Genomic DNA, 23311 nt, shown 5'->3' on the forward strand with positions numbered 1-23311 from the left:
CCCTTCGGCGGGATGTCACCAGCATGCGCCCTCCGGACGCGTCGCGGCAGAGCGCCGCACCCGGCGCCCGGTCGAGGCGCACGGTTTCAGCCCACCGGTCGCCGGTCCCCGCCGTCCCCGCCGCCCCCGTCCCCGCCCGCGCCGGCCTTCGCGGGGGCCACCGCGCAGTCCTTCGGCGGCACCCCCAGCGTCCACTCCAGCCCGTACCGCTCGAAGAGTTCGGCCCGCAGCCGCGACAGCGGCATCGGAGCGCCCGGCAGCAGCAGCGCCACGGTCGCGCCCATCAGCAGCGCGCGCAGCAGCCGGTACTCCGCCTCCGGACCCTCGGGTCCCGACACGATTCCCGCGCCGTCCACCGCCTGGCTCAGCAGCGCCGCGAGTTTCTGCTGCTCCGGGCACTGGATGAAACCCTCCGCCTGGAGGATCGACGCCATGTGCGTACGCATCAAGGTGGTGTGCGTCTGCGTGAGGCCGAGGATCGCGTCGATGGCCCGCGCCATCCGTTCCTGGCCGTCCTCCGACCGCGGCTCGCGGTCCAGCGCGGCGGCCAGTTCCATGTGCATCAGCCGGTGCACGGCGGACTGCAACAGTTCGCGCTTTCCCGCGAAGTAGTACGAGACCAGGCCGCGTGCCGACCCCGCCCGCTGGGTGATGTCCGCCAGCGTGGTGGCCGCGTAGCCGCGTTCCTCCACCAGCTCCACGGTTGCCTGGAGCAACCGTTCCCGGGAACGCTGACGCATAGCTTCATTGACCGATGCGCTCCGAGGGGACATTATTTACTCCTGCGTTGACTGGCTGCGAGCCAATATACTCAGCGCAACCCGGCGGGCTTCGCCCTGTCCGGGAGACGGGGGATGGTGCCGGGCCCGGCGGCGCGGGGGATCGCCGGGACCGGCGCCGATCCCGAAAGCGCTTGTCATCGAGGCTCGTGTCCTGAAAGCGCTTGCCCCTTCAGCGGCCGGTTCATGAGCGCTCGGCGCGTACGGTGCGCGGTGCCGCATCAGCCCAGTCGGTAGCCCAGTCGGTCCAGGACGCCGAGCAGCGCGTCGGGACGTGCCGTCACCGGCAGATGGTCCACCAGGAACACCGGGCAGCCCAGCGCGGCGGCGCCGCCGTCCGCCGCACGGCTGTCGCCCACCATCGCGACGTCCGCGGGCTCCAGCCCGAGCCCGTCGCAGGCGATCCGGAACAGCCGCTCGTCCGGCTTCTGGACGCCGTGCTCGAAGCTCAGCGCGAAGACGTCCACCAACTCGTCCAGCCCGTGCTCCCCGAAGACCGGCCGCAGATCCCATCCGATGTTGCTCACCACCGCCACCGGCACGCCCCGGTCCCGCAGGGCCCGCAGCACGCGCTCGGTGTCGGGGTACGGATTCCACGCGGCGGGCGCCATGTGCCGGTCGTAGAGCGCGTCGTGCACATCCCAGGGGAGCGCGACGGTACGGGACAGGCCGCCGTACGCCGCCCGGTGCTCGGCCGCGCTGGTGTCGCGCCGGGCCCAGGCCGCCGCCAATCGCGGCGGAATCCGCTCGGGCGGTCCGCCGCCGGGCAGCGCGCCCGCCCGCTCCAGCGTTCCGGCGTACGCCGCGACCTCGTCGTCGGTGGCCGTGACGCCCTCGGCGGTGAGCGCCGACCGCAGCCAGGACTCGGCCGCTTCGACCCGCATCAGGGTGCCGGAGAAGTCGAACATCACGCCTTTGACGGCCATGGCCCCGCCTCTCCCGCCGCCGCTCAGGTCAGCGCGCCGAGGCCGGGGCCGAAAGCGATCAGCAGCGGGACCGCCGGGACCAGCAGCGCGAAGGCCGTCATCCGCACCCGTTGGCCGAGCGGCAGCCGGGGCGCGGGATCGAGCAGCCGGTGCACGCGGCCGGGCAGCGCGGCGAGCGGCGTGGGGCAGGGGCCGAAGACACCGCGTTCCGCGTTGAGTTCGACCAGCGCGAGGGCGGTGGTGAGGCGGCCGAAGCGGCGCGAGGCGGTGTCGTCGGCCGCCAGTTCCACCAGGTGGTGCACCTGGTCACGGAAGGCGGCGAAGACCGGCACCTGCGGGAAGCCGCCCGCGAGCGCGCCCGAACAGTGCAGCAGCACGTCGTGCCTGGCGCGTACGTGTCCCTGCTCGTGGGCCAACACGGCGTCCAGTTGGCGGCCCTTCAGGCGGCGCAGCGCGGCCGTGGTGATGACCAGTTGGGGCTCGGCGCCGGACAGCCACCAGGCGTCGGAGCGGGCGTCCTCCAGGACCACCAGGCGCTCGCCGGGCGTGACGGTCTCGCCGGGCAGCCGGGGCGCGCGCACGCGGAGTTCCGCGCGGCGCTGCTTGCGCCGCGACCGTGTGCCGCGCACCTCGCGGGTGAGCATCGCCGCGGTCCACACACCGCCGAGCGCGAGCAGGACGGCGATGGTTCCGGCCCAGCGGCCGTACTCGGACAGCGCGTAGGCGTCGACCACACCGCTCGGGGCGAACGCGAAGAGATTGCCGCGGACCGCGGCCCAGGCGGCCGAGGCGGAGAGCGCCATGGCCAGCACGCAGCACAGCAGTACGGCGGCGACCACACACTGCCAGACCCACAGGGCCAGCACCGGTTCGCGTTCCGGCCACTTGGCACGGGACAGCAGACGCGGCGCCATCGCCGCCGCAAGTGCGCCGAGAATCAGCAGCACGAACGGGACCGTCATGGTGATCAGCCTAGGAGCCGCGCGGTTCACGGGGGACGGACCACGACCCGATGTGACGCATGACTCACGGCAGCGAGTCCGTCACAGGGTCAGCAGCATCGCGAACATCCCCAGCGCCATCGCCACCCGGCAGGCCGCCGCGACCTCCGGCGCGTGCCGCAGCGGGACACGGTCCCGGCCGCCGCCCGCGCCTCCTTCCGCCTGGCCGGTGGATATCAGCGGGCCGCCGCCCGGCGCGCCGTGCGCCTGCGCCGGGAGCGCGACCAGGGTGGTGCCGCTGCGCAGGACGTAGCCCGCGAAGTAGAGCAGCAGCAGGCCGGTGAGCAGCGGGGTGCCCGCGCCGGTGGCCGCCATGTGCTCGGCGTGGCCGCCGTGCGCCGACGCCGCCCCGCCCATCGCCACGGCCATGTAGACCATCGCGGCCGAGCACACGGAGTGGTGCAGATGGTGGCCGGGCCGCCGGACCAGCAGCAGCGCCCGTACCCCGGCCAGCGCGAAGACCACGCCGAGGACGACGGCGAACAGCGGCGTCCCCCACGGCCGCGGGTCGAGGACGGACATCGGGACGGCCATCACCGCCATGCCCGCCGCCATCACCGCCTCGTCGCGCGCTTCGCGGCGCAGCAGGCACGCGACCGCGGCGACGGTGCTGAGCGCCACGAGCAGCCAGGCCACCAGCGGTGGTCCGTGCATGCCGTCCTCCCCCTCATCCCCACGCCTCTTCGGCGCGCCCCGGTCCGTGCGGTGACCCTCGGCCGGTCCGGTCCGGTCCGGTCCGTGACGTCCGGTCCGGTCCGTGACGTCCGGCCCGGTCCAGTCCGTGACGACCGGGCCGCCGGACGGTTGTTCGGCGGTCCCAGGAGAACTGCCCAGGTCCGAGGGCGCACACCCGAGCGCATCGGGGTAGTCGGGGGAGCGTGTCACCGCGGCGCGCGCCGTCGCGGATCGCCGTGTGCCACGATCTCGTGCGCGTCGCCCGACCGCAACGCCTCCGGGCCGGCGTCCGGCGCCTCGGCCCCGCGCGCCCGCGCCGCGGCCCGCGACCTGCGTACTTCCCGCGCCTGCCGGGCGCCGGAGCGCTGGGTGACGGCCACGCAGACCAGTACGGCGAGCGCCGCGGGCAGTGTGGCGCGGCCCAGGTGCTCACTGAGCAGCGCGGCGGACCACACCAACGTCAGCACGGGCTGGGCGAGTTGGAGCTGGCTGGCCCTGGTCACCCCGATCGCCGCCATGCCGCGGTACCAGACCATCAGGCCGAGGAACTGCGACACCACCGAGACCCACACCAGCCCGCCGACCGACTCGCCGGTCAGCCGTACCGGCTCCAGCGACAGCGACACGACCGCGGCGGGCAGCGTGAGCGGCAGCGTACCGACCAGCGCCCAGCCGACCACCTGCCAGCCCGGCAGCACCGACGCCAGCCGCCCGCCCTCCACGTAACCGGCGGCGCAGACCAGCAGCGAGGCGAAGAGGAAGCCGTCCCCGGCGGTCGGCGCGCCGCCGCTCTCGCCGAGCGAGAAGGCGGTGACCACCGCCGCGCCCGCGACGGCCGCGATCCAGAACGTACGGGACGGCCGCGCGCCGGTGCGCACGGCCGCGAGCACCGCGGTGCACAGCGGGAGCGCGCCGACGACGACGGCGGCGTGCGAGGTGTCGGTGGTGCGCAGCGCGAGGGTGGTCAGCAGCGGGAAGCCGATGACGACACCGCAGGCGACCACGGCCAGTCCCGCCCAGTGCTCCCGGTCCGGCACCTTCGCCCGGCCCGCCGCGAGGAAGGCCCCGGCGACCGCGGTGGCCAGGACCGCCCGGACCGTCACCGCCGACCAGGCGCCGAATCCGCTCAGCGCCCAGTGGGTGGAAGGGAAGGTGAGCGAAAAGGCGGCCACACCGAGACAGGCGAGCGCGGTGCCCGCGACCGCTACTGAGGCGCGGGGAGTAGCGCTATTCTTATCCTTCATGAATGACGATAGCAGTGCCAGTGCGCTGGCAGAATCCCTCCGAGGAGAGCTGGACCGCTTCTCACCCGGAGCGAAACTGCCGTCGAGCCGGGCCCTGGTCGAGCGGTTCGGGGTCAGTCCGGTGACGGTCTCGCGGGCGCTGGCGACGCTCGCCGCGCAGGGACTGGTCGTCACCCGGCCCGGCGCGGGCACCTACCGGGCCGCCGAGGGCACGGCGACCACCACCGCCGTCGACACCTCCTGGCAGCAGGTCGCGCTCACCGCGGAGGACCCGGACGTGGCACCGCGCGTGGTCGACGCCTCCGGAGTGCTGGGCTGCCTGGTCGGCCCGCCGCAGGGCGTCATCCCCCTCAACGGCGGCTATCTGCACCCCGGCCTCCAGCCCGAGCGGGCGCTCGGCGCCGCGCTGGCCCGCGCCGCCCGCAGGCCCGGCGCCTGGGAACGGCCGCCGCTGGAAGGGCTCACCGCGCTGCGGAACTGGTTCGGCCGCGAGGCGGGAGTCCCGCCCGCCCAGGTGCTGATCACCTCCGGCGGCCAGGCCGCCCTCACCACGGCCCTGCGCGCGCTGGCCGCGCCGGGCTCCGCCGTACTCGTCGAATCGCCCACCTACCCCGGCGCGCTCTCCGCCGCCCGCGCCGCGGGGCTGCGGCCGGTGCCGGTCCCGCTCGACGCGGACGGCGTCCGGCCCGATCTGCTCGCCGACGCCTTCGAGGCCAGTGGCGCGCGGGTCTTCTTCTGCCAGCCGCTCTTCCAGAATCCGACCGGCGCGGTGCTCGCCGCCGGGCGCCGCCGCCAGGTGCTCGACATCGCGCGGGCGGCGGGCGCCTTCGTGGTCGAGGACGACTTCGCCCGGCGGCTCGGCCACGGCGACCCGCTGCCGCCGCCCCTGGTCGCCGAGGACCCGTACGGCACCGTCGTCCACTTCGCGTCGCTCACCAAGCCGACCTCGCCCAATCTGCGCGTCGGCGCGCTGATCGCCCGCGGCCCGGTGATGGAACGGCTGCGCGCCATCCAGGTGGTCGACAGCTTCTTCGTGCCCAGGCCCCTCCAGGAGGCGACCCTGGAACTCGTCGGCGCGCCCTCCTGGCCGCGCCATCTGCGCGCCGTCACCGCCGCACTGCGCGAGCGGCGCGACGCCATGCTCGCCGCGCTCCGGCACCGCCTGCCGGAACTGGTCCCCGACCCGGTGCCCACCGGCGGCTACCACCTGTGGCTGCGGCTGCCCGACGGCACCGACGAGACCGCGCTGACCGGCGCCGCGCTCCGCGCGGGCGTGGCCGTCGCCCCCGGCCGTCCCTATTTCCCCGCCGAGTCGCCCGCCCCGTACATACGGATCACCTTCGCCTACACCACGGGCGCCGCCGAGATCACCGAAGGCGTCCGGCGCTTCGAGGTGGCGCTGCGCGAGACCGCCCCCGCGCTGTGAACACCAGCTCTGTCACGAAGCCCTTCCGCGCGCCGCACACGCGCCCTTCCGCGCGCCGAGCACGCGTCCTGTCGCACGCCGACCACGCGCCCTGCCCCACGTCGAGCACGCGCCCCGTCGCGCGCCGACGCCGCCCGCCCGCGAAGACCTCGGCAGGACCCGTGAGCGCGGCCCGGACCTGGGGATAGCCTTGCCCGCATGGATATCGCCGCTCCCCGCTTCCGCGCCGCCACCCCCGACGACGTCCCCGTCCTGGTCGGGCTGATCGAGTCCGCCTACCGCGGCGACGCGAGCCGCGCGGGGTGGACGACGGAGGCGGACATCCTTCAGGGGCAGCGGACCGACCCCGAGGGCGTGCTGGCCGTCATCGAAGGCGCGGACAGCAGGCTGACGGTGGTGGAGTCCGGCGACGAGGTGGTGGCCTGCTGCCAGCTCGAACACCGCGGCGACCACGCGTACTTCGGGATGTTCGCCGTACGGCCCGCGCTCCAGGGCGCCGGGCTCGGCAAGGTGATCCTCGCCGAGGCCGAACGGTTCGCCCGCGAGGAGTGGGACGTCGCCGAGCTGCACATGACGGTGATCTCGGTCCGCGAGGACCTGATCGCCTGGTACGTCCGCCGCGGCTACCAGCGCACCGGGCAGACCAGCCCCTTCCCGTACGGCGAGGAGCGCTTCGGGCTGCCGACCAGGGACGACCTGGAGTTCGAGCTGCTCACGAAGAAGCTGGTCTGAGACCCGGACGCCCGCCACCCGATCCACCCGTGCCACCCGGTACCCGGCGCCCCGAACCCGGTCGCCCGGCGCCGGCCGTCACAGCCGTCCCGCCTCCGTGATCCGGCGCAGGAAGTCCCGCGTGCGCTGCTCGGCCGGGGCGCCGAACACCTCGGCGGGAGTGCCGCGCTCCAGGATCACGCCCGCGTCCAGGAAGCAGACCTGATCGGCGACATCGCGGGCGAACGCCATCTCATGGGTGGCGATCACCATCGTCATGCCCTGCTCCTTCAGGTCGCGGACCACCGACAGCACCTCGCCGACGAGCTCCGGGTCGAGCGCCGCGGTCACCTCGTCGAGAAGCAGCAGCCGCGGCCTGGTCGCGACCGCCCGCAGGATCGCCACCCGCTGCTGCTGGCCGCCGCTGAGCCGGTCCGGATACTCCGCGGCCCGGTCGGCGAGCCCCAGCCGGGCCAGCAGCTCCCGCGCCCGCTCCTCCGCCTCGCCCCGCGGCACCCCGTGCACCCGGCGCGGCGCCAGCGTGATGTTGTCCAGCACCGTCATGTGCGGGAACAGGTTGTACGCCTGGAACACGACGCCGATCCTGCGCCGTACCGCGTCCTGGTCGGCCCGCGGGTCGGTGATGTCCTCGCCGTCCAGGAAGATCGCGCCGTCGTCGATCTCCTCCAGCAGATTCGCGCAGCGCAGCAGCGTGGACTTCCCTGAGCCGGACGCGCCGATCAGCGCCGTGACCGTGTGCGCGGGCACGTCGAGCGCGATGTCCCGCAGAACGACGGAGGAGCCGTACGTCTTGCGGACCGACTCCAGCCGCAGCACGGGCGTGTCCCGGCTCCGGTCCGGATCGGCCAGGTCCCGCGCCTGGGGCGGTACGTCCTTGGCGAGCCGGTCCCCGCCCGTGCCGCTCATACGACGCCTCCCTGCGACTGCCGCCGGTTCATCCTGGCCGTCACCCAGTCGGTGAACCGCGTCATCGGGATGGTCAGCGCGACGAAGATCAGCCCCGCGACCACGTACGGCGTGTAGTTGAAGTCGCGGCTGGCGATGATCTGCGCCGCGTAGACGGCGTCCACGGCGCCCGCGATCGACACCAGGCCGGTGTCCTTCTGGAGCGACACCAGGTCGTTGAGCAGCGGCGGCACCACGCGGCGCACGGCTTGCGGCAGCACCACGTACCGCATCGTCTGCGCACTGCTGAGGCCGAGCGAGCGGGCCGCGGCGCGCTGGCTCGGGTGGACGGTCTCGATCCCGGCCCTGAACACCTCGGCGACATAGGCGGTGTACGTCAGGCAGAGCGCCAGGCCGCCGAGGAGCACGGGGTCGTTGGTGACGCCGCTCAGCCGCAGCGCGGGCACGCCGAAGACCACCGCGAGCAGGCAGATGATCAGCGGCAGCCCGCGGAAGAAGTCCACGTACGCCGTCGCCAGGGCGCGCAGCGGGAAGAACACCGGGCCGCGCAGGGTGCGCACGACCGCCAGCAGCAGCCCCGCGACCAAGACGACGGCGCCGCACACCACCATCAGCCGCAGATTGAGCCAGAGGCCCTGGAGCACGTCCGGCAGCGCGAGCCGCGCGTAGTGCCCGTTGAGGAACGTCTCACGGGTGCGCTGCCAGCCGGGCGAACTGACGATCAGCCCGATCAGAACCCCGGCGGTCGCCAGGGTGCTGACGCTCGCCACTACCAGGGCGCGGCGGCCGCGGGCGCGTCGGTACAGCTCGCGCTCGATCCGCCGCGCGGACGGCTGGTACGTGTCGACCTGCGCGGGGTCGTCCCGCACGGTCATCCGAGCACCGGGGCGCCGACGGCGTCCGACAGCCACTGCTTCTCCAGGGCGGCCAGCGTCCCGTCGCCGTGCAGGGCGGTGACGGCCCGCGAGACGCACGCGGTCAGCTTGCTGCCCTTGTCGAGGACCAGCCCGAACTGCTCGGGCGAGGAGCCCGCCGCCGCGAACTGCCCGACCACCTTGGCGTCGGTGACCTCGGCCCCGGTGATGTAGAAGGCGGTCGGCAGGTCGACCACGATCCCGTCGACCTGGCCGTTCTTGAGCGCGGCCACGGCGAGGTCGTTGCGCTGGTAGACGGCGGGCTGCTTGGCGGGCTTCACCAGGTTGTCGATGACGTCCAGGCTGGTGGTGCCCACCTGGGCGCCGAGCTTGGCGTTCTTCAGGTCCGCGACACTGTGCGCGTTCGCGATCTTCGAGGTCTTCAGCGCGACGACGGTCTGCCGTACGTCGTAGTAGCCGGGCGAGAAGTCGACGGCCTTCTTGCGCTCGTCGTTGATCGAAACCTGGTTGATGTCGAAATCGAAGTTCTTGGCACCGGGCGCGAACGCCTTGTTGAAGGCCACGGTCTGCCAGACGACCTGGTCCGGCGCGTAACCGAGCTGCTTGGCCACCGCGTACGCGACCGCCGACTCGTACCCCTTGCCGTTGGACGGCTTGTTGTCCGAGAACCAGGGGTCGTACGCCGGATTGTCGGTGCCGACGGTGAGCTTGCCGGGGGTACGGGTGGCGAGCGTGCCGGGCGCGCACGACGCCGTGGTGGCGGTGGTGGTGCCGGGCGCACCGGCCGACGCCGCGGAGGACGAGGGACCGGCGTCGGTCGTGTCGTCCTGGGGCGAGCAGCCGGCCAGTGCGAGGGTGAGCAGGGCAGCCGCGGCGAGCGCGGCACGGCGCGGGGACAGCGAGATCGCGGGACGCATGGCGGGACCTTGGCACCGCGCGGGCGCGTCTGTCCACGCGATTCGGCCAGTTGTCCGGATGCCGGACCTTTGTGTCCGGCACATTGCGCGGAGCCGCGGAGCCGCGGGACCGCGGCGCGCCGGGATGACGCCGGTACGGGACCGCGGCGCTACGCGATGGCCGGTTCCTCGGGGAGGTCGGTGGCGGCGCCGTCCAGCCGCAGTGCGCGGGCCAGGGCCCACTCCTGCGCGGTGTTGACGGTCCAGGCCATGACGGCGATGCCCGCGGCCTGGCAGCGCTCGACGACGTCCAGGTTCACCTGCCGCAGTTCCAGGCTGACCAGGCGGGCGCCCACCGCCTGGGCGCGGGTGACGATCTCCGGGCCGAGGTCGCTGGCGACCAGCACCGTGCGCACGTCGGGCAGCAGCGTACGGATCTCGGCCAGCGCCTCGTCGTGGAAGGACAGCACACTGACCCGGTCGGTCGCGCCGTGCGCGCTCAGGGTGTCGGCCAGCGCGCGGGCCGCCGCCACGTCCTTGATCTCGGCCTGGATCGGCCGGCCGACCGCTTCGAGGACCTCCTCGAAGACCGGTACGCGCTCGCCGAGCCCGGCGTCCAGGCCGCGGATCTCGTCCAGCGTGAGGTCGCGGACCAGGCCGGCGCCGTCGGTGGTGCGGTCGACGTCGGCGTCGTGCATGACGATCAGCGCGCCGTCCTTGCTGAGGTGCAGATCCAGCTCGATCTGGTCCAGGCCCGCCTTTTCGGCTCGGCGGAAGGAGCGCAGGGTGTTCTCCGGCTCGACGCCCATGACCCCGCGGTGGCCGACGGTGAGGAAGCTCATACCGGCACCCTAGCGAGACCGGGCGACGGCGGGCGGAACACGCCGTGACGACTCGGGACCGCGTGCTCAAGCGGCCCCTGAGCGCAAGTTTTAGTGACCCATCCTGGCAGACGACAGGAAGAACAGCGGCCTGTCGACCATCAGGCAGGACAATCTCCACCGGCTCCCCTTGATGGATCAACAAGGTCACGGATACGGTGTCCGGACGACAGTTTCTTTTGTGGAGGAGGGGTCATGGGCGAAGTTCTTTCGGCGAAGGTGGCGGACGGCGGCGGTACGTCCGGCGTGGGCATCGTCGGCCACCCCGCGTGGGCGGTGCTGAAGCAGGCCGTCGAAGCCATCAGGCCCTGGCAGCGCAAGGACGGCTCCATCGACTTCGAGGCCGAGGGCGCGCCCAGCAAGGACGACGCCGAGCGGACCGTGCGCCGGGTGACCGAGTCGGTCGAACAGCTCTCCCCGCTCCTCCCGCACGACGCCGAGTACCACCGCGCCCTGGTCGCCGACCTGCGCCGCTGGTCCGACGACGGCTTCGGCGTCCCGGACTTCCTCGACTCGCTGCTGGCCTTCCAGCCCGCGGCCGACCGCCGCGACGGCCTGCCGCACCTGGTCGTCTTCCCGATGTACACGCAGAACGGAAACCCGGACCGCAATCTGGAGGCCGTCGCCCTGCGCGTCGTCTGGCCCGACTGGCTGGCCGAGCTGGAGCGCAATCGGTACGACAACCCGCTGTTCGTACCGATCACCTTCGAGGACTTCACCCCCGGCTACGACACCAACTCCGCGGTGCTCTTCCCGGAGACCGTCGCCGTCCGCGAGGCCCCCGAGCGCTGGACCTGGGGCGCGATCTTCTGCGACCGCGAGGCCGCCCGCTTCCGCGCGGTGACCGCCGCCGCCGTCGACACCCTCGGCCTGGAACTGCCCGAGGAGGCGGCCCGGCTGATCGCCGACCAGGACCTGGCGCAGCAGACGTACGTCCTGTGGGACATGATCCACGACCGCACGCACAGCCACGGCGACCTGCCGTTCGACCCGTTCATGATCAAGCAGCGCGCGCCGTTCTGGATGTACGGGCTGGAGGAGCTGCGCTGCGACCTGACCACGTTCAGGGAGGCCGTGAAGCTCCAGGCCGAGGGCCACCCGATGGGCCTGGGCGTGCAGTACGCGATCCTCTTCGACCGGCTCTTCCGCTTCCCGGTCACCGGTGAACGCGTCCGCAACTACGACGGACTCGGCGGACAGCTCCTCTTCGCGTACCTGCACAAGCACGACGCCGTACGCTGGACAGACAACACCCTGCACATCGACTGGGAGCGCGCACCGCAGGTCACCAACCAGCTCTGCGCCGAGATCGAGACGCTCTACCGGGACGGCATCGACCGGCCCAAGCTCGTGCACTGGTTCGCTGCCTACGACCTGGTCGCCAGCTACCTCTCCCCGCATCCCGGCTCGGTCTGGGCGAAGGGCCCCGACGCCCTCGACCTGTCCCAGCCCCCGCGCAAACTCGTGGACGACGTGCTGGCGGACGAGTTTCCGCTCAGCATGTTCTACGAGGCCCTTGCGAAGAAGCTGCGGACGGTGATCACCTCGACCAAGGGAATCACCGGCGAGAGCTCACTTCGGGGCGCCGCGTGACCGGTGCGGCCGAGGAGGCGGACATGACGACCGACACGTACACGGGTGGTCTCGACGGAGCGGTGATCGCCGTGGCGGGCGCGGGCGGCCCCGCGGGGCGGGCGGTACTGCAACGGCTCGCGCGCGAGGGCGGCCATGTGATCGCCGCCGACGCCGACCCCGAGCGGCTGGCCGAGGCCGTCGACGCGGCGCGCTACGACGCGGGCGGCGCTGACATCACCGGCGAGATCGTCGACCTGCTCGACCTGGAGGCGACCCAGGACTGGGCCGGCCGGATCGAGAAGGACCACGGCAGGGTCGACGGCCTGGTCCACCTCGTGGGCGGCTGGCGCGGCTCCGCGTCCTTCCCCGAGACCGACCTCGGCGACTGGGACGTGCTGCACAAGCTGCTGATCCGTACCGTGCAGAACACCTCGCTGGCCTTCCACGACGGCCTCATGCGCAGCCACGGCGGCCGGTACGTGCTGATCAGCGCGTCCGGCGCCACCACGCCGACCGCGGGCAACGCCGCCTACTCCGCGGCCAAGGCCGCGGCCGAGGCGTGGACGCTCGCGCTGGGCGACTCCTTCCGCAAGCTCGGCGGCGCCGACGGACCCACGGCCGCGGCCACTGTGCTGGTGATCAAGGCGTTGGTGCACGATGAGATGCGGGCCACGCGCCCGAACGCCAAATTCGCCGGCTTCACCGACGTGCGCGACCTCGCCGAGGCCATCGCGGACGTCTGGGACCAGAGCCCTACGGAAGTGAACGGGACCCGACAGTGGCTGACGCCCCGACCGTGACAGAACAGCTCGCCAGCGACGCCGTGCGCCGCCACGACCCGCAGGTGCGCGGCTTCGCCAGTGACAACTACGCCGGGGTGCACCCGGAGATCCTCACCGCGCTCGCCCTCGCCAACGGCGGCCATCAGCCCGCCTACGGCGGGGACGAGTACACCGGCCACCTCCAGGAGGTCTTCCGCGGCCACTTCGGCCCGCGCGCGGAGGTCTTCCCGGTCTTCAACGGCACCGGCGCCAACGTGACGGCGCTCCAGGCCGTCACCGAGCGCTGGGGCGCGGTGATCTGCGCCGAGTCCGCGCACATCCACGTGGACGAGTGCGGCGCCCCCGAGCGGGTCGGCGGCCTCAAGCTGCTCACCGTCCCGACCCCGGACGGCAAGCTCACCCCCGAGCTGATCGACCGGCAGGCGTACGGCTTCTCCGACGAGCACCGGGCCCAGCCGCAGGTCGTCTCGATCACTCAGACCACCGAACTGGGCACCTGCTACACGCCCGAGGAGATCAAGGCGATCTGCGACCACGCGCACCAGCTCGGCATGGCCGTGCACCTGGACGGCGCGCGGATCGCCAACGCGGCGGCCGGCCTCGACGTGCCGCTGGCCCGCTTCACCACCGAGGCGGGCGTGGACATCCTCTCCTTCGGCGGCACCAAGAACGGCCTGCTGCTCGGCGAGTGCGTGGTCGTCCTCAGCCCCGAGCGGGTGCGCGCCATCGACTACCTGCGCAAGCTGTCGATGCAGCTCGCCTCCAAGATGCGGTTCGTCTCCGTGCAGTTCGAGGCGCTGCTCTCGGGCGACCTGTGGCTGCGCAGCGCCGCCCACGCCAACGCGATGGCCCGCCGCCTGGAGCAGGCCGTACAGGGCGTGGACGGGGTCACCGTGCTGCGGCCCGTGCAGTCCAACGCCGTCTTCGCGCTGCTGCCGCGCGAGGTCAGCGAGCGGCTGCAGAAGCGTTACCGCTTCTACTTCTGGGACGAGTCGACGGGCGAGGTCCGCTGGATGTGCTCCTTCGACACGACCGAGTCGGACGTGGACGGCTTCGCCGCCGCGCTCGAGGAGGAGATGCGGGCCTAGGGCCTGTCCGGCGGCCCGGAGTCGGCCGCATGAGTATGCGGTTGGCGGTAATTCGATTGATCGAGTGGTCGGCGGTTTCCTAGGCTCCCGCATATGGAGCTGATCCTGGAGACCGCCGACCTCTCGGCGTATACGGCCGCCGACGACGTCATCGACCACGGCCACCCGCGAGTGCGCGACACCGCGGCCGCGCTGCTGGCCCGTACCACCGGACCGCATGACTATGCGCGGGCCGCCTTCGTATTCGTCCGCGACACGATCCCGCACTCCTTCGACTCCGGCGACGACCGCGTCACCTGGCGGGCCTCCGACGTGCTGGAGCAGCGCACCGGCATCTGCTACGCCAAGTCACACGCGCTGACGGCGCTGCTGCGCGCCGCGTCCATCCCCGCCGGGCTCTGCTACCAGCGGCTCACGGACAACGACGGTACGGACCCGGTGGTCCACGGCCTGATCGCCCTGCTGCTGCCGGGGCGCGACCACTGGTCACGGCTGGACGCGCGCGGCAACAAACCCGGCGTCGACGCGCGCTTCTCGCTGGACGAGGAACGGCTCGCGTGGGCGGTGCGCCCGGAGATCGGCGAGGCCGACTATCCGCTCGTGCACGCGGCGCCGCCCACGGCCGTACTGGAGGCCCTGCGCGGCGCGCGCGACCGGTCGGAACTGGCCAGGACGCTGCCCACCGAACTGGCGTGAGGACGCCGTCGCGTCCCGCGTCCGGAGGGTCCCGCCTCAGCTCGGCTGGGGCTGCTGCTCGCGGTCCCTGGCCGCCGCTTCCTCCGGCGTCGGGGCGGTGCCGCCCAGATGCGCGGGCAGCCACCAGCGGTCGGCGGGGCCCGAGGGCCTGCCCGGATACGTACGCTGCGCGTCGTCCAGCAGCTCCTGCACCCGCAGCCGCAGCCGCCGGGTGAGCGCGCCCGCCTTCTCGTTCTCCTGCGGGCGCATCTGCTCGCCGATCCGCAGCGTGATCGGGAACTTGCTGCGGCCCAGATTGCGCGGGTGCCCCTTCGTCCACAGCCGCTGAGTGCCCCACAGCGCCATCGGCAGCAGCGGCACACCGGCCTCCATCGCCAGCCGGGCCGCACCCGACTTGAACGACTTCAACGTGAACGACTGCGAGATGGTCGCCTCGGGGAAGACCCCGATGATCTCACCGCCGCGCAGGGCGTCCAGGGCGTGCGCGTACGCGTGCATGCCCTCGGAGCGGTCCACCGGAATGTGCTTCATGGCGCGCATCAGCGGACCCGACACCTTGTGCCGGAAAACCGATTCCTTCGCCATGAAGCGCACCAGGCGCTTGGCGGGCAGCGTCGTCAGACCGCAGAAGACGAAGTCCAGATAGCCGATGTGGTTGCTGACGAGCAGGGCGCCGCCTTGGCGGGGGACGTTCTCGGTGCCCCGGATGTCGAATTTGAGCCCCTGCACCTTGAACATGGTGCGGGCACAAGCGATCACCGGTGGGTAGACGAGTTCGGCCATGTCGGGGCACCTGCTCTCTCCGGGGCGGCGCTCCCGGCGGAAGTTACGCGCCCGTAAGTTGTTCGGCCGCTGAGCGATGGTGCCCCGCCGGCGGGCCCCCTGTCATCCCGGGGACCGGTGCCAAGGCGAGATTCTTCTCACGACCTGCGGCGGAACCCATCAGGCTGCTGCCCGTTTCAGCAGCAGATACACCTCGCACCCCAGGCAGTAGGCGAAAGCGGCGTTGAGGAAGGCGGCGGCGAGCGCGCACGCGGTGGCCGCCAGACCCAGCCACTGCGGGCCCACCAGATAGCCGATGACACCGATCACGGAGAAGCCGAAACCCACCGCCTGCGCGAACCGCGGCGGGGCCGCGTCCTCGGTGCCGGGCGGCGGCCCCAGCCTGGGCCGCACCAGGGTGCGGAAAACCCAGCCATACGGCGAATTCTGCACTCCGGCCACCGCTCCCACGGCGAAGACCGCGGCCTGAACGGCCAGCAGCCAGCCGCTGCCGGTGATCAGCACGACCGCCAGCACCACCGTGGTCAGGGACGCACCGAAGCGGGGCCCTCGTACATCGATCTCCATGACTGAAATAATGGCCGACCAGCGACGGAACGCGACCGCGGGAATCATTGCGTTCGCATGAACGCTGCACGGATCGGAAAGACGCGGGGCGGGAAGCCGCCGGACGTACGGCCGTGTGTGTGACCGGACGTACGACGGTGTGTGTGACCGGACGTATGACCAGGCGTATGAGACGTACGAGATGTGTGAGCGGACGAGGAGCACGGCGTTGACGGGACTTGTGGTCTGCCTGGCCGTACTGCTGGCCGTGAGCGCCTACGGGCTGGTGCACCGGCGCAGGGACGGGAGAATCCGGGTGCGGACGAAGGACGGCGACGAGCGGCTGACGGCCGCTGACCTCGGCGGGCCGCTGGGGGAGCGCGCCACCCTGGTGCAGTTCTCCAGCGCCTTCTGCGCGCCCTGCCGGGCCACCCGGCGCGTGCTCGACGAGGTGGCGGGCATGGTGGACGGCGTCCGGCACGTCGAGATCGACGCCGAGGCGCACCTGGAGCTGGTCAGGCGGCTGAGCGTCCTCAAGACCCCGACCGTGTTCGTCCTCGACGCGGACGGCGCGATCGTGCGCAGGGCCGCCGGTCAGCCGCGCAAGGCGGACGTGATCGCCGCGCTGGGCGCGGCTGTCTGACGAGCCGGGCGGGCCGGCCGATCTGAGGGGCCGTCAGCCTCCGAGGGAGCGCGGTGTGACGGAAATTCCATATTCCGGGCGGGTCTTGACGTGACCCCGTCCGAATCGTCACTCTGACGTTATGTCGCACGACCACTTTCTGTACGCGTATCTGTACGCGCGCGCCGATGTCGACTTCGGTCGGCACTCCAGCGCGCGTTGTCCGAGCTGCTGAGCGCCCACGACCCGCACTCCGCCGCTCGACCGCTTCAGAAGGATCTGACCGTGACTGCCATCAGCGATCACCCCGCCGCCTTTGACTCCTCGGCCTTCGACCCCGCGCCCGGCCCCGCTCTCGACCCCGCCGTCTTCCGTTCGGTCTTCCGCCGCCACGCGGCCGGAGTCGCCGTGATCACCGCCGCGGGCCCCGACCCCGTCGGCTTCACCGCCACCTCCCTGACCTCGGTGTCCGCCGAGCCGCCGCTGCTCTCCTTCGGCATCAGCCTGGGGTCGTCGAGCTGGCCGACCGTCGCCGAGGCGTCGTTCGTCGGCGTCCACATACTCGGCGAGCACCAGGAAGTGCTGGCCGGCACGTTCGCCCGCAGTGGCGCCGACCGCTTCGGCCCCGCCACCGCCTGGGCGTCCGGCCCGCACGGCGTGCCGCTGCTCGACGAGGTACCGGCCTGGCTGGTGTGCCGCGTCGTGGCGCGCATCCCGGCGGGCGACCACCGGATCGTCATCGCCCAGGCCGTCGCCGGCGACCCCCAGGGTCCCGGCCGCCCGCTCCTCTACCACCAGGGCGGCTTCAACTCACTCGGCCACTGACGGCTGCGGCGTCGGCCACATCACAGTTCAAGGTCCTTGCTAACGGGGAACCAGCTCTGTGTACTGGCGAGTAATATTTCTGTCGAGGCAGTTGCTGCGTCCCGGCGGGGAGCCGCCGCCGCGGACGCCTATGCTGCCATTCCGGGGCGGATTCCGGGGCAGTTGGACGAAGACGTTGCAACGATGCAGTAGGTAGGAGAGCTGGCGTGAGTTTGAGGATCGTAGTCGCAGTGAAGTACGTGCCCGATGCCACGGGCGACCGTCACTTCGCCGAGGACCTGACCACTGACCGCGACGCGGTGGACGGCCTGCTCTCCGAGCTGGACGAGTACGCGGTCGAGCAGGCGCTGCAGATCGCCGACGCGGCGGACGACGCGGAGATCACGGTGCTGACCGTGGGTCCCGAGGACGCGAAGGACGCGTTGCGCAAGGCGCTGTCGATGGGCGCGGACAAGGCGATCCACGTCGAGGACGACGGCCTGCACGGCACGGACATCCTCGGCACGTCGCTGGTGCTCGCCAAGGCCATCGAGCGCGCGGGCTTCGACCTCGTCGTGACCGGCATGGCCTCGACCGACGGCACCGCGGGCGTGGTGCCCGCGCTGCTGGCCGAGCGGCTGGGCGTGCCGCAGGTGACGTTCCTGTCCGAGGTGTCGGTCGAGGACGGCAAGGTGACCGGCCGCCGCGACGGCGACGCGGCCAGCGAGCGGCTGGAGGCGTCGCTTCCGGCGCTGGTCTCGGTGACCGACCAGTCGGGCGAGGCCCGTTACCCCTCGTTCAAGGGGATCATGGCGGCGAAGAAGAAGCCGGTGGAGGCCCTGGACCTGTCGGATCTGGGTCTGGACGCGGCCGAGGTGGGCCTGGCCGGAGCGTGGACGGCCGTCGAGGACGCCACGCAGCGTCCGGCGCGGACGGCGGGCACGATCGTGAAGGACGAGGGCGAGGGCGGCAAGCAGCTCGCGGAGTACCTGGCGAGCCAGAAGTTCATCTGACCGGATGCCGGGCGCCCTCCCGGACGCTGTCCCGGGCCCGCTTCCGGCCGTTCCGGTCCGTATCCGCCCCGTCAAACTTTTTCGTAGGAGTGCATTTCCATGGGTGAAGTCCTCGTCTATGTCGACCACGTGGACGGTGCCGTCCGCAAGCCGACTCTCGAACTGCTGACGCTGGCCCGCCGGATCGGTGAGCCGGTCGCGGTCCACCTCGGCCCCGGCGCCGACGCCGCCGCCTCCGTGCTGGGCGAGCACGGCGCCGTGCGGGTACTGGCCGCCGACGCGCCGGAGTTCGCCGACTACCTCGTCGTACCGAAGGTCGACGCGCTGGAGGCCGCCGCCAAGGCGGTGAGCCCGGTCGCGGTCCTGGTGCCGTCCTCCGCCGAGGGCAAGGAGATCGCCGCGCGGCTCGCGCTGCGCCTGGGCTCGGGCCTGATCACCGACGCGATCGACGTGGAGGCCGGCGCCGACGGCCCGGTGGCCACGCAGTCGGCGTTCGCCGCCGCCTTCACGACCCGCTCCCGGGTCAGCACGGGCGTCCCCGTCATCACGGTGAAGCCGAACTCCGCGCCGGTCGAGGCGGCTTCGGCGGCCGGGACGGTCGAGGCGCTGGAGGTGGCCTTCGGTGAACTGGCCACCGGCACCAAGGTCGTCTCGCGGACCCCGCGGGAGTCGACCGGGCGTCCTGAGCTGACCGAGGCCGCGATCGTGGTCTCCGGCGGTCGCGGTGTCAACGGCGCCGAGAACTTCTCGGTCATCGAGGCGCTGGCGGACTCCCTGGGCGCGGCCGTGGGCGCGTCGCGCGCGGCGGTGGACGCGGGCTGGTACCCGCACACCAACCAGGTCGGCCAGACCGGCAAGTCGGTGTCGCCGCAGCTCTACATCGCCAACGGCATCTCGGGCGCGATCCAGCACCGCGCGGGCATGCAGACGTCCAAGACGATCGTCGCGGTGAACAAGGACGCGGAGGCGCCGATCTTCGACCTCGTCGACTACGGCGTCGTCGGCGACCTCTTCCAGGTCGTCCCCCAGCTCACCGAGGAGATCAAGGCCCGCAAGGGCTGACCGACCCCTCCCGACGGCCCCCGCACGCCAGCCGCGTGCGGGGGCCGTCGTCCGTCCGGCGCCCCGCTGGTGGGGTGTTGACCTCGGCCTACGGCACGGCTAGCTTCACTTCAACGATTTGTTGAATTTCCGGGAGGGTGGCACATGGCGCAGGGCTCAGCGGGCGCGGCGGCGGCCGGTACGACACTGGCGGACGCGGTACGGGCGGACATCGGCGCCGGTCTGGCCGGCACCGACGCCGTACTGGCCCGCCGTTACCCCGGCGACCCCGGCACCCGGCAGCCCGTGCACACCGTCTACGTACCCGCCGACGCCTTCGGCCCCCGGACCGTACGCGACTGGGGCGACCAGGCGCTGGCCGCACTCGACGCCCACGCCCCGGACGCCGCCGCGCTCGCCGCCGTACTCGGCCTTCCCGCGGGGCCGTCCACCGGGCTGGCCGCCGAGGTCCACGACCGGGTGCGGGCCAAGCTGGAGCGCGAGCCCGTCGAGGACCTGCGGATCGACTTCGAGGACGGCTACGGGCCGCGCCCCGACACCGAGGAGGACGCGGCGGCCGTGGCCGCCGCCCGCACCGTGACGGCCGCCGTCGCGGACGGCAGCGCGCCGCCGTACGTCGGCATCCGGATGAAGTGCATGGAGGCGGCGGTCCGCGACCGGGGCATCCGTACGCTCGACCTCTTCCTGACCGCCCTGCTGGACGGGGGCGGTCTGCCCGACGGGCTGCTGCTGACACTGCCCAAGGTGACCTTCCCCGCGCAGGTCGCGGCGATGGCGCGGCTGTGCGAGGAGTTCGAGCGGGCGGCCGGGCTGCCGCGGGGGCGGATCGGCTTCGAGATCCAGATCGAGACCACCCAGTCCATCCTCGGCCCCGACGGCACGGCGACCGTGCCGCGGCTGATCGACGCCGCCAAGGGCCGCGCCACCGGTCTGCACTACGGCACCTTCGACTACAGCGCCGCGTGCGGGGTCAGCGCCGCCCACCAGTCGATGGACCACCCGGCCGCCGACTACGCCAAGGCGGTCATGCAGGTCGCCGCGGCGGGCACCGGCGTCCGGCTGTCCGACGGCTCCACCAACGTGCTCCCCGTCGGCCCGGCCGCGCAGGTGCACGACGCCTGGCGCCTGCACTACGGCCTGGTCCGCCGCTCACTGGCCCGCGCGTACTACCAGGGCTGGGACATGCACCCCGCCCACCTGCCGACCCGCTACGCCGCCGTCTACGCCTTCTACCGCGAGGGCCTGGACGCCTCCGCCGCCCGCCTCGCCGCCTACGTCGCCAAGGCGGGCGGCGACGTCATGGACGAGCCCGCCACGGCCCGCGCTCTCAGCGGCTACCTGCTGCGCGGCCTCGACTGCGGCGCCATCGACGCCGAGGAGGTCACCGAGCGCACCGGGCTCGGCCGAGGGGAGCTGGACACGCTGGCGGGCCGTTAGGGGCCTGTCCCGCGGATCGCGGACGCCCCCTGACGCGGCGGGCGCATGCCCGCCGGACAAGGACCGATGCCGTTACGGGCCCGGCGGGTGCTCAGTCGGACGGGGGGATCTCGCCGGAGCCGCGGGCGATCAGGCGGGCGGGGAGCTCCAGCCGGGCGGGGGCGGCGTCCGCGCCGCCCTCCAGGCGGCGGAAGAGCAACTGCGCCGCGCTGCGTCCGAGCCCCGGCGAGTCCTGGGCCACGACGCTGACCGGCGGGTCGAGCAGATCGGCGAGTTCGAAGTCGTCGAAGCCGACCAGGGCGACCGGGCGCGGGTGGTGGGACAGCACGCGCACCGCGGTGACGGTGACGCGGTTGTTGCCCGCGAACAGCGCGGTCACCGGCTCGGGACCGGACAGCAGGGACGCCAGGACGGCGCGGACCCGCTCGGGGTTGGTCGGGCCCATCGAGTACCACTCGGGCCTGATGGTCAGCCCCGCGTCGGCCATCGCCTCGCGGTAGCCGCGCAGTCGCTCGGCGGCGGTGTGAATGCCCGGCTGGTCACCGATGAAGCCGATCCTGCGGTGTCCGTGCGCGATCAGATGCGCGACACCGTCACGGGTGCCGCCCGCGTTGTCGGTCAGCACCATGTCCGCGTCGATCCGGCCCGCGGGACGGTCGACGAAGACCGTGGCCACCCCGGCCTCGATCTCCGGGACCAGATACCGGTGGTCGTCACCCGCGGGCACCACGATCAGCCCGTCCACCCGGCGGGCGCAGAACGCCAGCACCAACTCCTGCTCACGCCGCGGGTCCTCGGCGCTCGACCCGGTGAACAGCAGCGCGCCGTTGGCCCGCGCCACGTCCTCGACCGCCCTGCTGAGCGGGGCGTAGAACGGGTCGGCGAGGTCTTCGAGCACCAAGCCGACGCTGGCGGTGCGGCGGGTGCGCAGCAGTCGCGCGCTGTCGTTGCGCCGGAAGCCGAGCGCGTCGATCGCCGCCTGGACGCGGGCGACCGTGTCCGGGGTGACGCCGGGCTCCTCGTTCACCACCCGCGACACCGTCTTGAGGCCGACGCCCGCTCGGGCGGCGACATCTTTCATGGTGGGCCGGGGAACTCGTCCAGAACTGTGGGTCACGATCGTAGTATTCCCTGCGGGAAGAGTTGGACAACGTTGTCAGAGTTAGGCGAGACTATCTCTGGTGCCGTTTCCGCGGAACCCCGGGCGATTCGCCAGGATATTCGTCAGGAACGTCAGGAAAGAGGAGATCCCCGAGCGATGCACCCCCAAGGCGCTACCGGTCCACTCGTGGCCGCAATCGACATCGGCGGTACGAAGATCGCCGGGGCGCTCATCGACGCGGAGGGGCGACTGCTGGCGCGGGCGCTGCGGGCGACGCCCGCGGGGGAGGACGGCGAGACGGTGGTGCGGGCGGTCACCGACGTGATCGCCGAGCTGCGGGCCACCGCCGTGTGGCCCCGCGTCGTCGCCGTCGGCATCGGCAGCGCGGGTCCCGTCGACGCCGCGCACGGCACCGTCAGCCCGGTCAACGTGCCAGGCTGGCGCGAATTCCCGCTCGTCGCGCGGGTGTCCGACGCGGTCGGCGGCCTGCCCGTCGTCCTCACCGGCGACGGCGTCGCCATGACCGCGGCCGAGCACTGGCAGGGAGCCGCCCGCGGTTACGACAACGCGCTGTGCATGGTCGTCTCCACCGGGGTCGGCGGCGGTCTGGTCCTCGGCGGCGCCCTCCTTCCCGGGCCCACCGGCAATGCCGGGCACATCGGTCACATTAGCGTCGACCTCGACGGTGATCTCTGCCCGTGCGGGTCGCGCGGCTGCGTCGAGCGGATCGCCAGCGGGCCGAACATCGCGCGCCGCGCGCTGGACGGGGGCTGGGTGCCGCCCGCCGGTGCCGCGCCCACGGCGGCGGCCGTCGCCGAGGCCGCGCGCGGCGGGGACGCCGTGGCGCTGGCCTCCTTCGACCGGGCCGCGCAGGCGCTCGCGGCCGGGATCGCGGCCACCGCGACGCTCGTCGAGATCCATGTCGCCGTCATCGGCGGGGGTGTCGCGGGGGCCGGGCCGATTCTCTTCGATCCTCTCCGGGAGCACCTCGCGCGGTACGCCACGCTCTCCTTCGCGGCCGGGGTCGATGTCGTGCCCGCCAAGCTCGGGACGGATGCCGGGTTGGTCGGGGCGGCGGCGGCTGCGGCGCAGGCGCTGCGGTTGGACGCCTTTACGACGACGATCTGACGGGGCGGCTCGCCGCCGGGTCCGCGTCCGCGAGGGCGGTTCCTGTGGGGGCGGGGGCCCGCGGCGTGCTCGGCTCTTGTCGGCCCGGTGGCCCGACAATCCGAAGAGGTGACCGCCTCGCGGGGGCCGGCTGCGGTCCGCGGCTGCGCGCTGGCTGGGCGCGCAGTTCCCCGCGCCCCTCAAAAGACCTGGTGTGCCCTCTGGCGATTGGTGACGGCGGCGCACCGTGCGCGCCGAGATCTCGGTGCGCTCTCTTCCGCGAGGTGAGGGCATCTGGGGGTGGGCCCCGAGACCTTGGCCTCCGCGCGGTGTGCTTCGCGTCGTGGACGCCA

The 23311-nt window shown here is 72.8% G+C and carries 24 protein-coding genes; 12 read left to right on the forward strand and 12 right to left on the reverse strand.

Annotated features, from left to right (window positions below; translation table 11 throughout):
- Nucleotides 1–86: 86 nt before the first annotated feature.
- From ABZX65_RS24440 to ABZX65_RS24460, 5 genes are all read right to left on the reverse strand, one after another.
- On the reverse strand, nt 87–773 hold the full coding sequence (locus ABZX65_RS24440) for a TetR/AcrR family transcriptional regulator (RefSeq protein WP_355343768.1): 687 nt from the start codon (nt 771–773) through the stop codon (nt 87–89).
- Nucleotides 774–1000: 227 nt separating this feature from the next.
- Nucleotides 1001–1705, reverse strand: coding sequence for an HAD-IA family hydrolase (locus ABZX65_RS24445; protein ID WP_355343771.1), 705 nt, complete (start codon nt 1703–1705; stop codon nt 1001–1003).
- Nucleotides 1706–1728: 23 nt separating this feature from the next.
- Nucleotides 1729–2667: a M56 family metallopeptidase gene (locus ABZX65_RS24450; protein ID WP_355343774.1), complete on the reverse strand. Its 939-nt coding sequence runs from the start codon at nt 2665–2667 to the stop codon at nt 1729–1731.
- Nucleotides 2668–2748: 81 nt separating this feature from the next.
- Complete coding sequence (locus ABZX65_RS24455; RefSeq protein ID WP_355343777.1) at nt 2749–3360, reverse strand: DUF5134 domain-containing protein; 612 nt, start codon at nt 3358–3360, stop codon at nt 2749–2751.
- Between the two features lie 227 nt (nt 3361–3587).
- Nucleotides 3588–4625, reverse strand: coding sequence for a DMT family transporter (locus tag ABZX65_RS24460; RefSeq protein ID WP_355343780.1), 1038 nt, complete (start codon nt 4623–4625; stop codon nt 3588–3590).
- Between ABZX65_RS24460 and ABZX65_RS24465 the strand changes: the two genes are divergently transcribed.
- Both ABZX65_RS24465 and ABZX65_RS24470 read left to right on the forward strand, forming a co-directional pair.
- Nucleotides 4624–6051, forward strand: a complete 1428-nt coding sequence (locus ABZX65_RS24465; protein ID WP_355343783.1) for a PLP-dependent aminotransferase family protein — start codon at nt 4624–4626, stop codon at nt 6049–6051. The genes ABZX65_RS24460 and ABZX65_RS24465 overlap by 2 nt on opposite strands.
- A gap of 198 nt (nt 6052–6249) precedes the next feature.
- Nucleotides 6250–6783 carry a GNAT family N-acetyltransferase gene (locus tag ABZX65_RS24470; RefSeq protein ID WP_355343786.1) on the forward strand — a complete coding sequence of 178 codons (534 nt, stop codon included), beginning with the start codon at nt 6250–6252 and terminating at the stop codon, nt 6781–6783.
- Between the two features lie 78 nt (nt 6784–6861).
- On the opposite strand, the gene ABZX65_RS24475 is transcribed toward ABZX65_RS24470, so the two are convergent.
- The 4 genes from ABZX65_RS24475 to ABZX65_RS24490 form a co-directional block, all read right to left on the reverse strand.
- Complete coding sequence (locus tag ABZX65_RS24475; RefSeq protein WP_355344107.1) at nt 6862–7632, reverse strand: amino acid ABC transporter ATP-binding protein; 771 nt, start codon at nt 7630–7632, stop codon at nt 6862–6864.
- A 53-nt stretch (nt 7633–7685) separates the two neighbouring features.
- Complete coding sequence (locus ABZX65_RS24480) at nt 7686–8564, reverse strand: amino acid ABC transporter permease (protein WP_355343789.1); 879 nt, start codon at nt 8562–8564, stop codon at nt 7686–7688.
- Nucleotides 8561–9481, reverse strand: coding sequence for an ABC transporter substrate-binding protein (locus tag ABZX65_RS24485; protein WP_355343792.1), 921 nt, complete (start codon nt 9479–9481; stop codon nt 8561–8563). Before ABZX65_RS24485 ends, ABZX65_RS24480 begins: the two co-directional genes overlap by 4 nt.
- 149 nt (nt 9482–9630) lie before the next feature.
- The gene (locus ABZX65_RS24490) at nt 9631–10302 is read right to left on the reverse strand and encodes a glycerophosphodiester phosphodiesterase family protein (RefSeq protein ID WP_355343795.1); all 672 of its coding nucleotides are present in this window, start codon (nt 10300–10302) and stop codon (nt 9631–9633) included.
- A gap of 234 nt (nt 10303–10536) precedes the next feature.
- Here ABZX65_RS24490 and ABZX65_RS24495 point away from each other — a divergent pair, with 234 nt between their 5' ends.
- The 4 genes from ABZX65_RS24495 (at nt 10537) to ABZX65_RS24510 (ending at nt 14482) form a co-directional block, all read left to right on the forward strand.
- Entirely contained in the window at nt 10537–11934 is a 1398-nt protein-coding gene (locus tag ABZX65_RS24495; RefSeq protein WP_355343798.1) for a DUF6421 family protein, read from the forward strand.
- 23 nt (nt 11935–11957) lie between these two features.
- On the forward strand, nt 11958–12716 hold the full coding sequence (locus ABZX65_RS24500; protein ID WP_355343801.1) for an SDR family oxidoreductase: 759 nt from the start codon (nt 11958–11960) through the stop codon (nt 12714–12716).
- Nucleotides 12695–13786, forward strand: coding sequence for a low specificity L-threonine aldolase (locus tag ABZX65_RS24505; RefSeq protein WP_355343804.1), 1092 nt, complete (start codon nt 12695–12697; stop codon nt 13784–13786). Before ABZX65_RS24500 ends, ABZX65_RS24505 begins: the two co-directional genes overlap by 22 nt.
- Before the next feature lie 93 nt (nt 13787–13879).
- Nucleotides 13880–14482, forward strand: a complete 603-nt coding sequence (locus ABZX65_RS24510) for a transglutaminase family protein (protein WP_355343807.1) — start codon at nt 13880–13882, stop codon at nt 14480–14482.
- A 36-nt stretch (nt 14483–14518) separates the two neighbouring features.
- Here the strand turns inward: ABZX65_RS24510 and ABZX65_RS24515 are convergent, their stop codons facing one another.
- Both ABZX65_RS24515 and ABZX65_RS24520 read right to left on the reverse strand, forming a co-directional pair.
- A complete protein-coding gene (locus ABZX65_RS24515; RefSeq protein ID WP_355343810.1) occupies nt 14519–15265 on the reverse strand; it encodes a lysophospholipid acyltransferase family protein in 747 nt (248 codons plus the stop codon).
- Between the two features lie 159 nt (nt 15266–15424).
- Nucleotides 15425–15832: a DUF4395 domain-containing protein gene (locus ABZX65_RS24520; protein ID WP_355343813.1), complete on the reverse strand. Its 408-nt coding sequence runs from the start codon at nt 15830–15832 to the stop codon at nt 15425–15427.
- Between the two features lie 208 nt (nt 15833–16040).
- On the opposite strand from ABZX65_RS24520, the gene ABZX65_RS24525 reads away from it, so the two are divergent.
- From ABZX65_RS24525 to ABZX65_RS24545, 5 genes are all read left to right on the forward strand, one after another.
- Nucleotides 16041–16454, forward strand: coding sequence for a thioredoxin family protein (locus ABZX65_RS24525; protein WP_355343816.1), 414 nt, complete (start codon nt 16041–16043; stop codon nt 16452–16454).
- Between the two features lie 264 nt (nt 16455–16718).
- Entirely contained in the window at nt 16719–17258 is a 540-nt protein-coding gene (locus ABZX65_RS24530) for a flavin reductase family protein (RefSeq protein ID WP_355343819.1), read from the forward strand.
- Between the two features lie 206 nt (nt 17259–17464).
- Nucleotides 17465–18250, forward strand: coding sequence for an electron transfer flavoprotein subunit beta/FixA family protein (locus ABZX65_RS24535; RefSeq protein ID WP_355343822.1), 786 nt, complete (start codon nt 17465–17467; stop codon nt 18248–18250).
- Nucleotides 18251–18349: 99 nt separating this feature from the next.
- A complete protein-coding gene (locus ABZX65_RS24540) occupies nt 18350–19312 on the forward strand; it encodes an electron transfer flavoprotein subunit alpha/FixB family protein (RefSeq protein WP_355343825.1) in 963 nt (320 codons plus the stop codon).
- A 144-nt stretch (nt 19313–19456) separates the two neighbouring features.
- Nucleotides 19457–20749, forward strand: coding sequence for an aldolase (locus ABZX65_RS24545; RefSeq protein ID WP_355343828.1), 1293 nt, complete (start codon nt 19457–19459; stop codon nt 20747–20749).
- A 91-nt stretch (nt 20750–20840) separates the two neighbouring features.
- On the opposite strand, the gene ABZX65_RS24550 is transcribed toward ABZX65_RS24545, so the two are convergent.
- Nucleotides 20841–21830, reverse strand: coding sequence for a LacI family DNA-binding transcriptional regulator (locus tag ABZX65_RS24550; protein WP_355343831.1), 990 nt, complete (start codon nt 21828–21830; stop codon nt 20841–20843).
- Nucleotides 21831–22007: 177 nt separating this feature from the next.
- Between ABZX65_RS24550 and ABZX65_RS24555 the strand changes: the two genes are divergently transcribed.
- Complete coding sequence (locus tag ABZX65_RS24555) at nt 22008–22979, forward strand: ROK family protein (protein ID WP_355343834.1); 972 nt, start codon at nt 22008–22010, stop codon at nt 22977–22979.
- Nucleotides 22980–23311: the final 332 nt, after the last annotated feature.

Source organism: Streptomyces sp. NPDC003300 (assembly GCF_040610915.1).
In the GTDB taxonomy this organism is placed as follows: Bacteria; Actinomycetota; Actinomycetes; order Streptomycetales; family Streptomycetaceae; genus Actinacidiphila.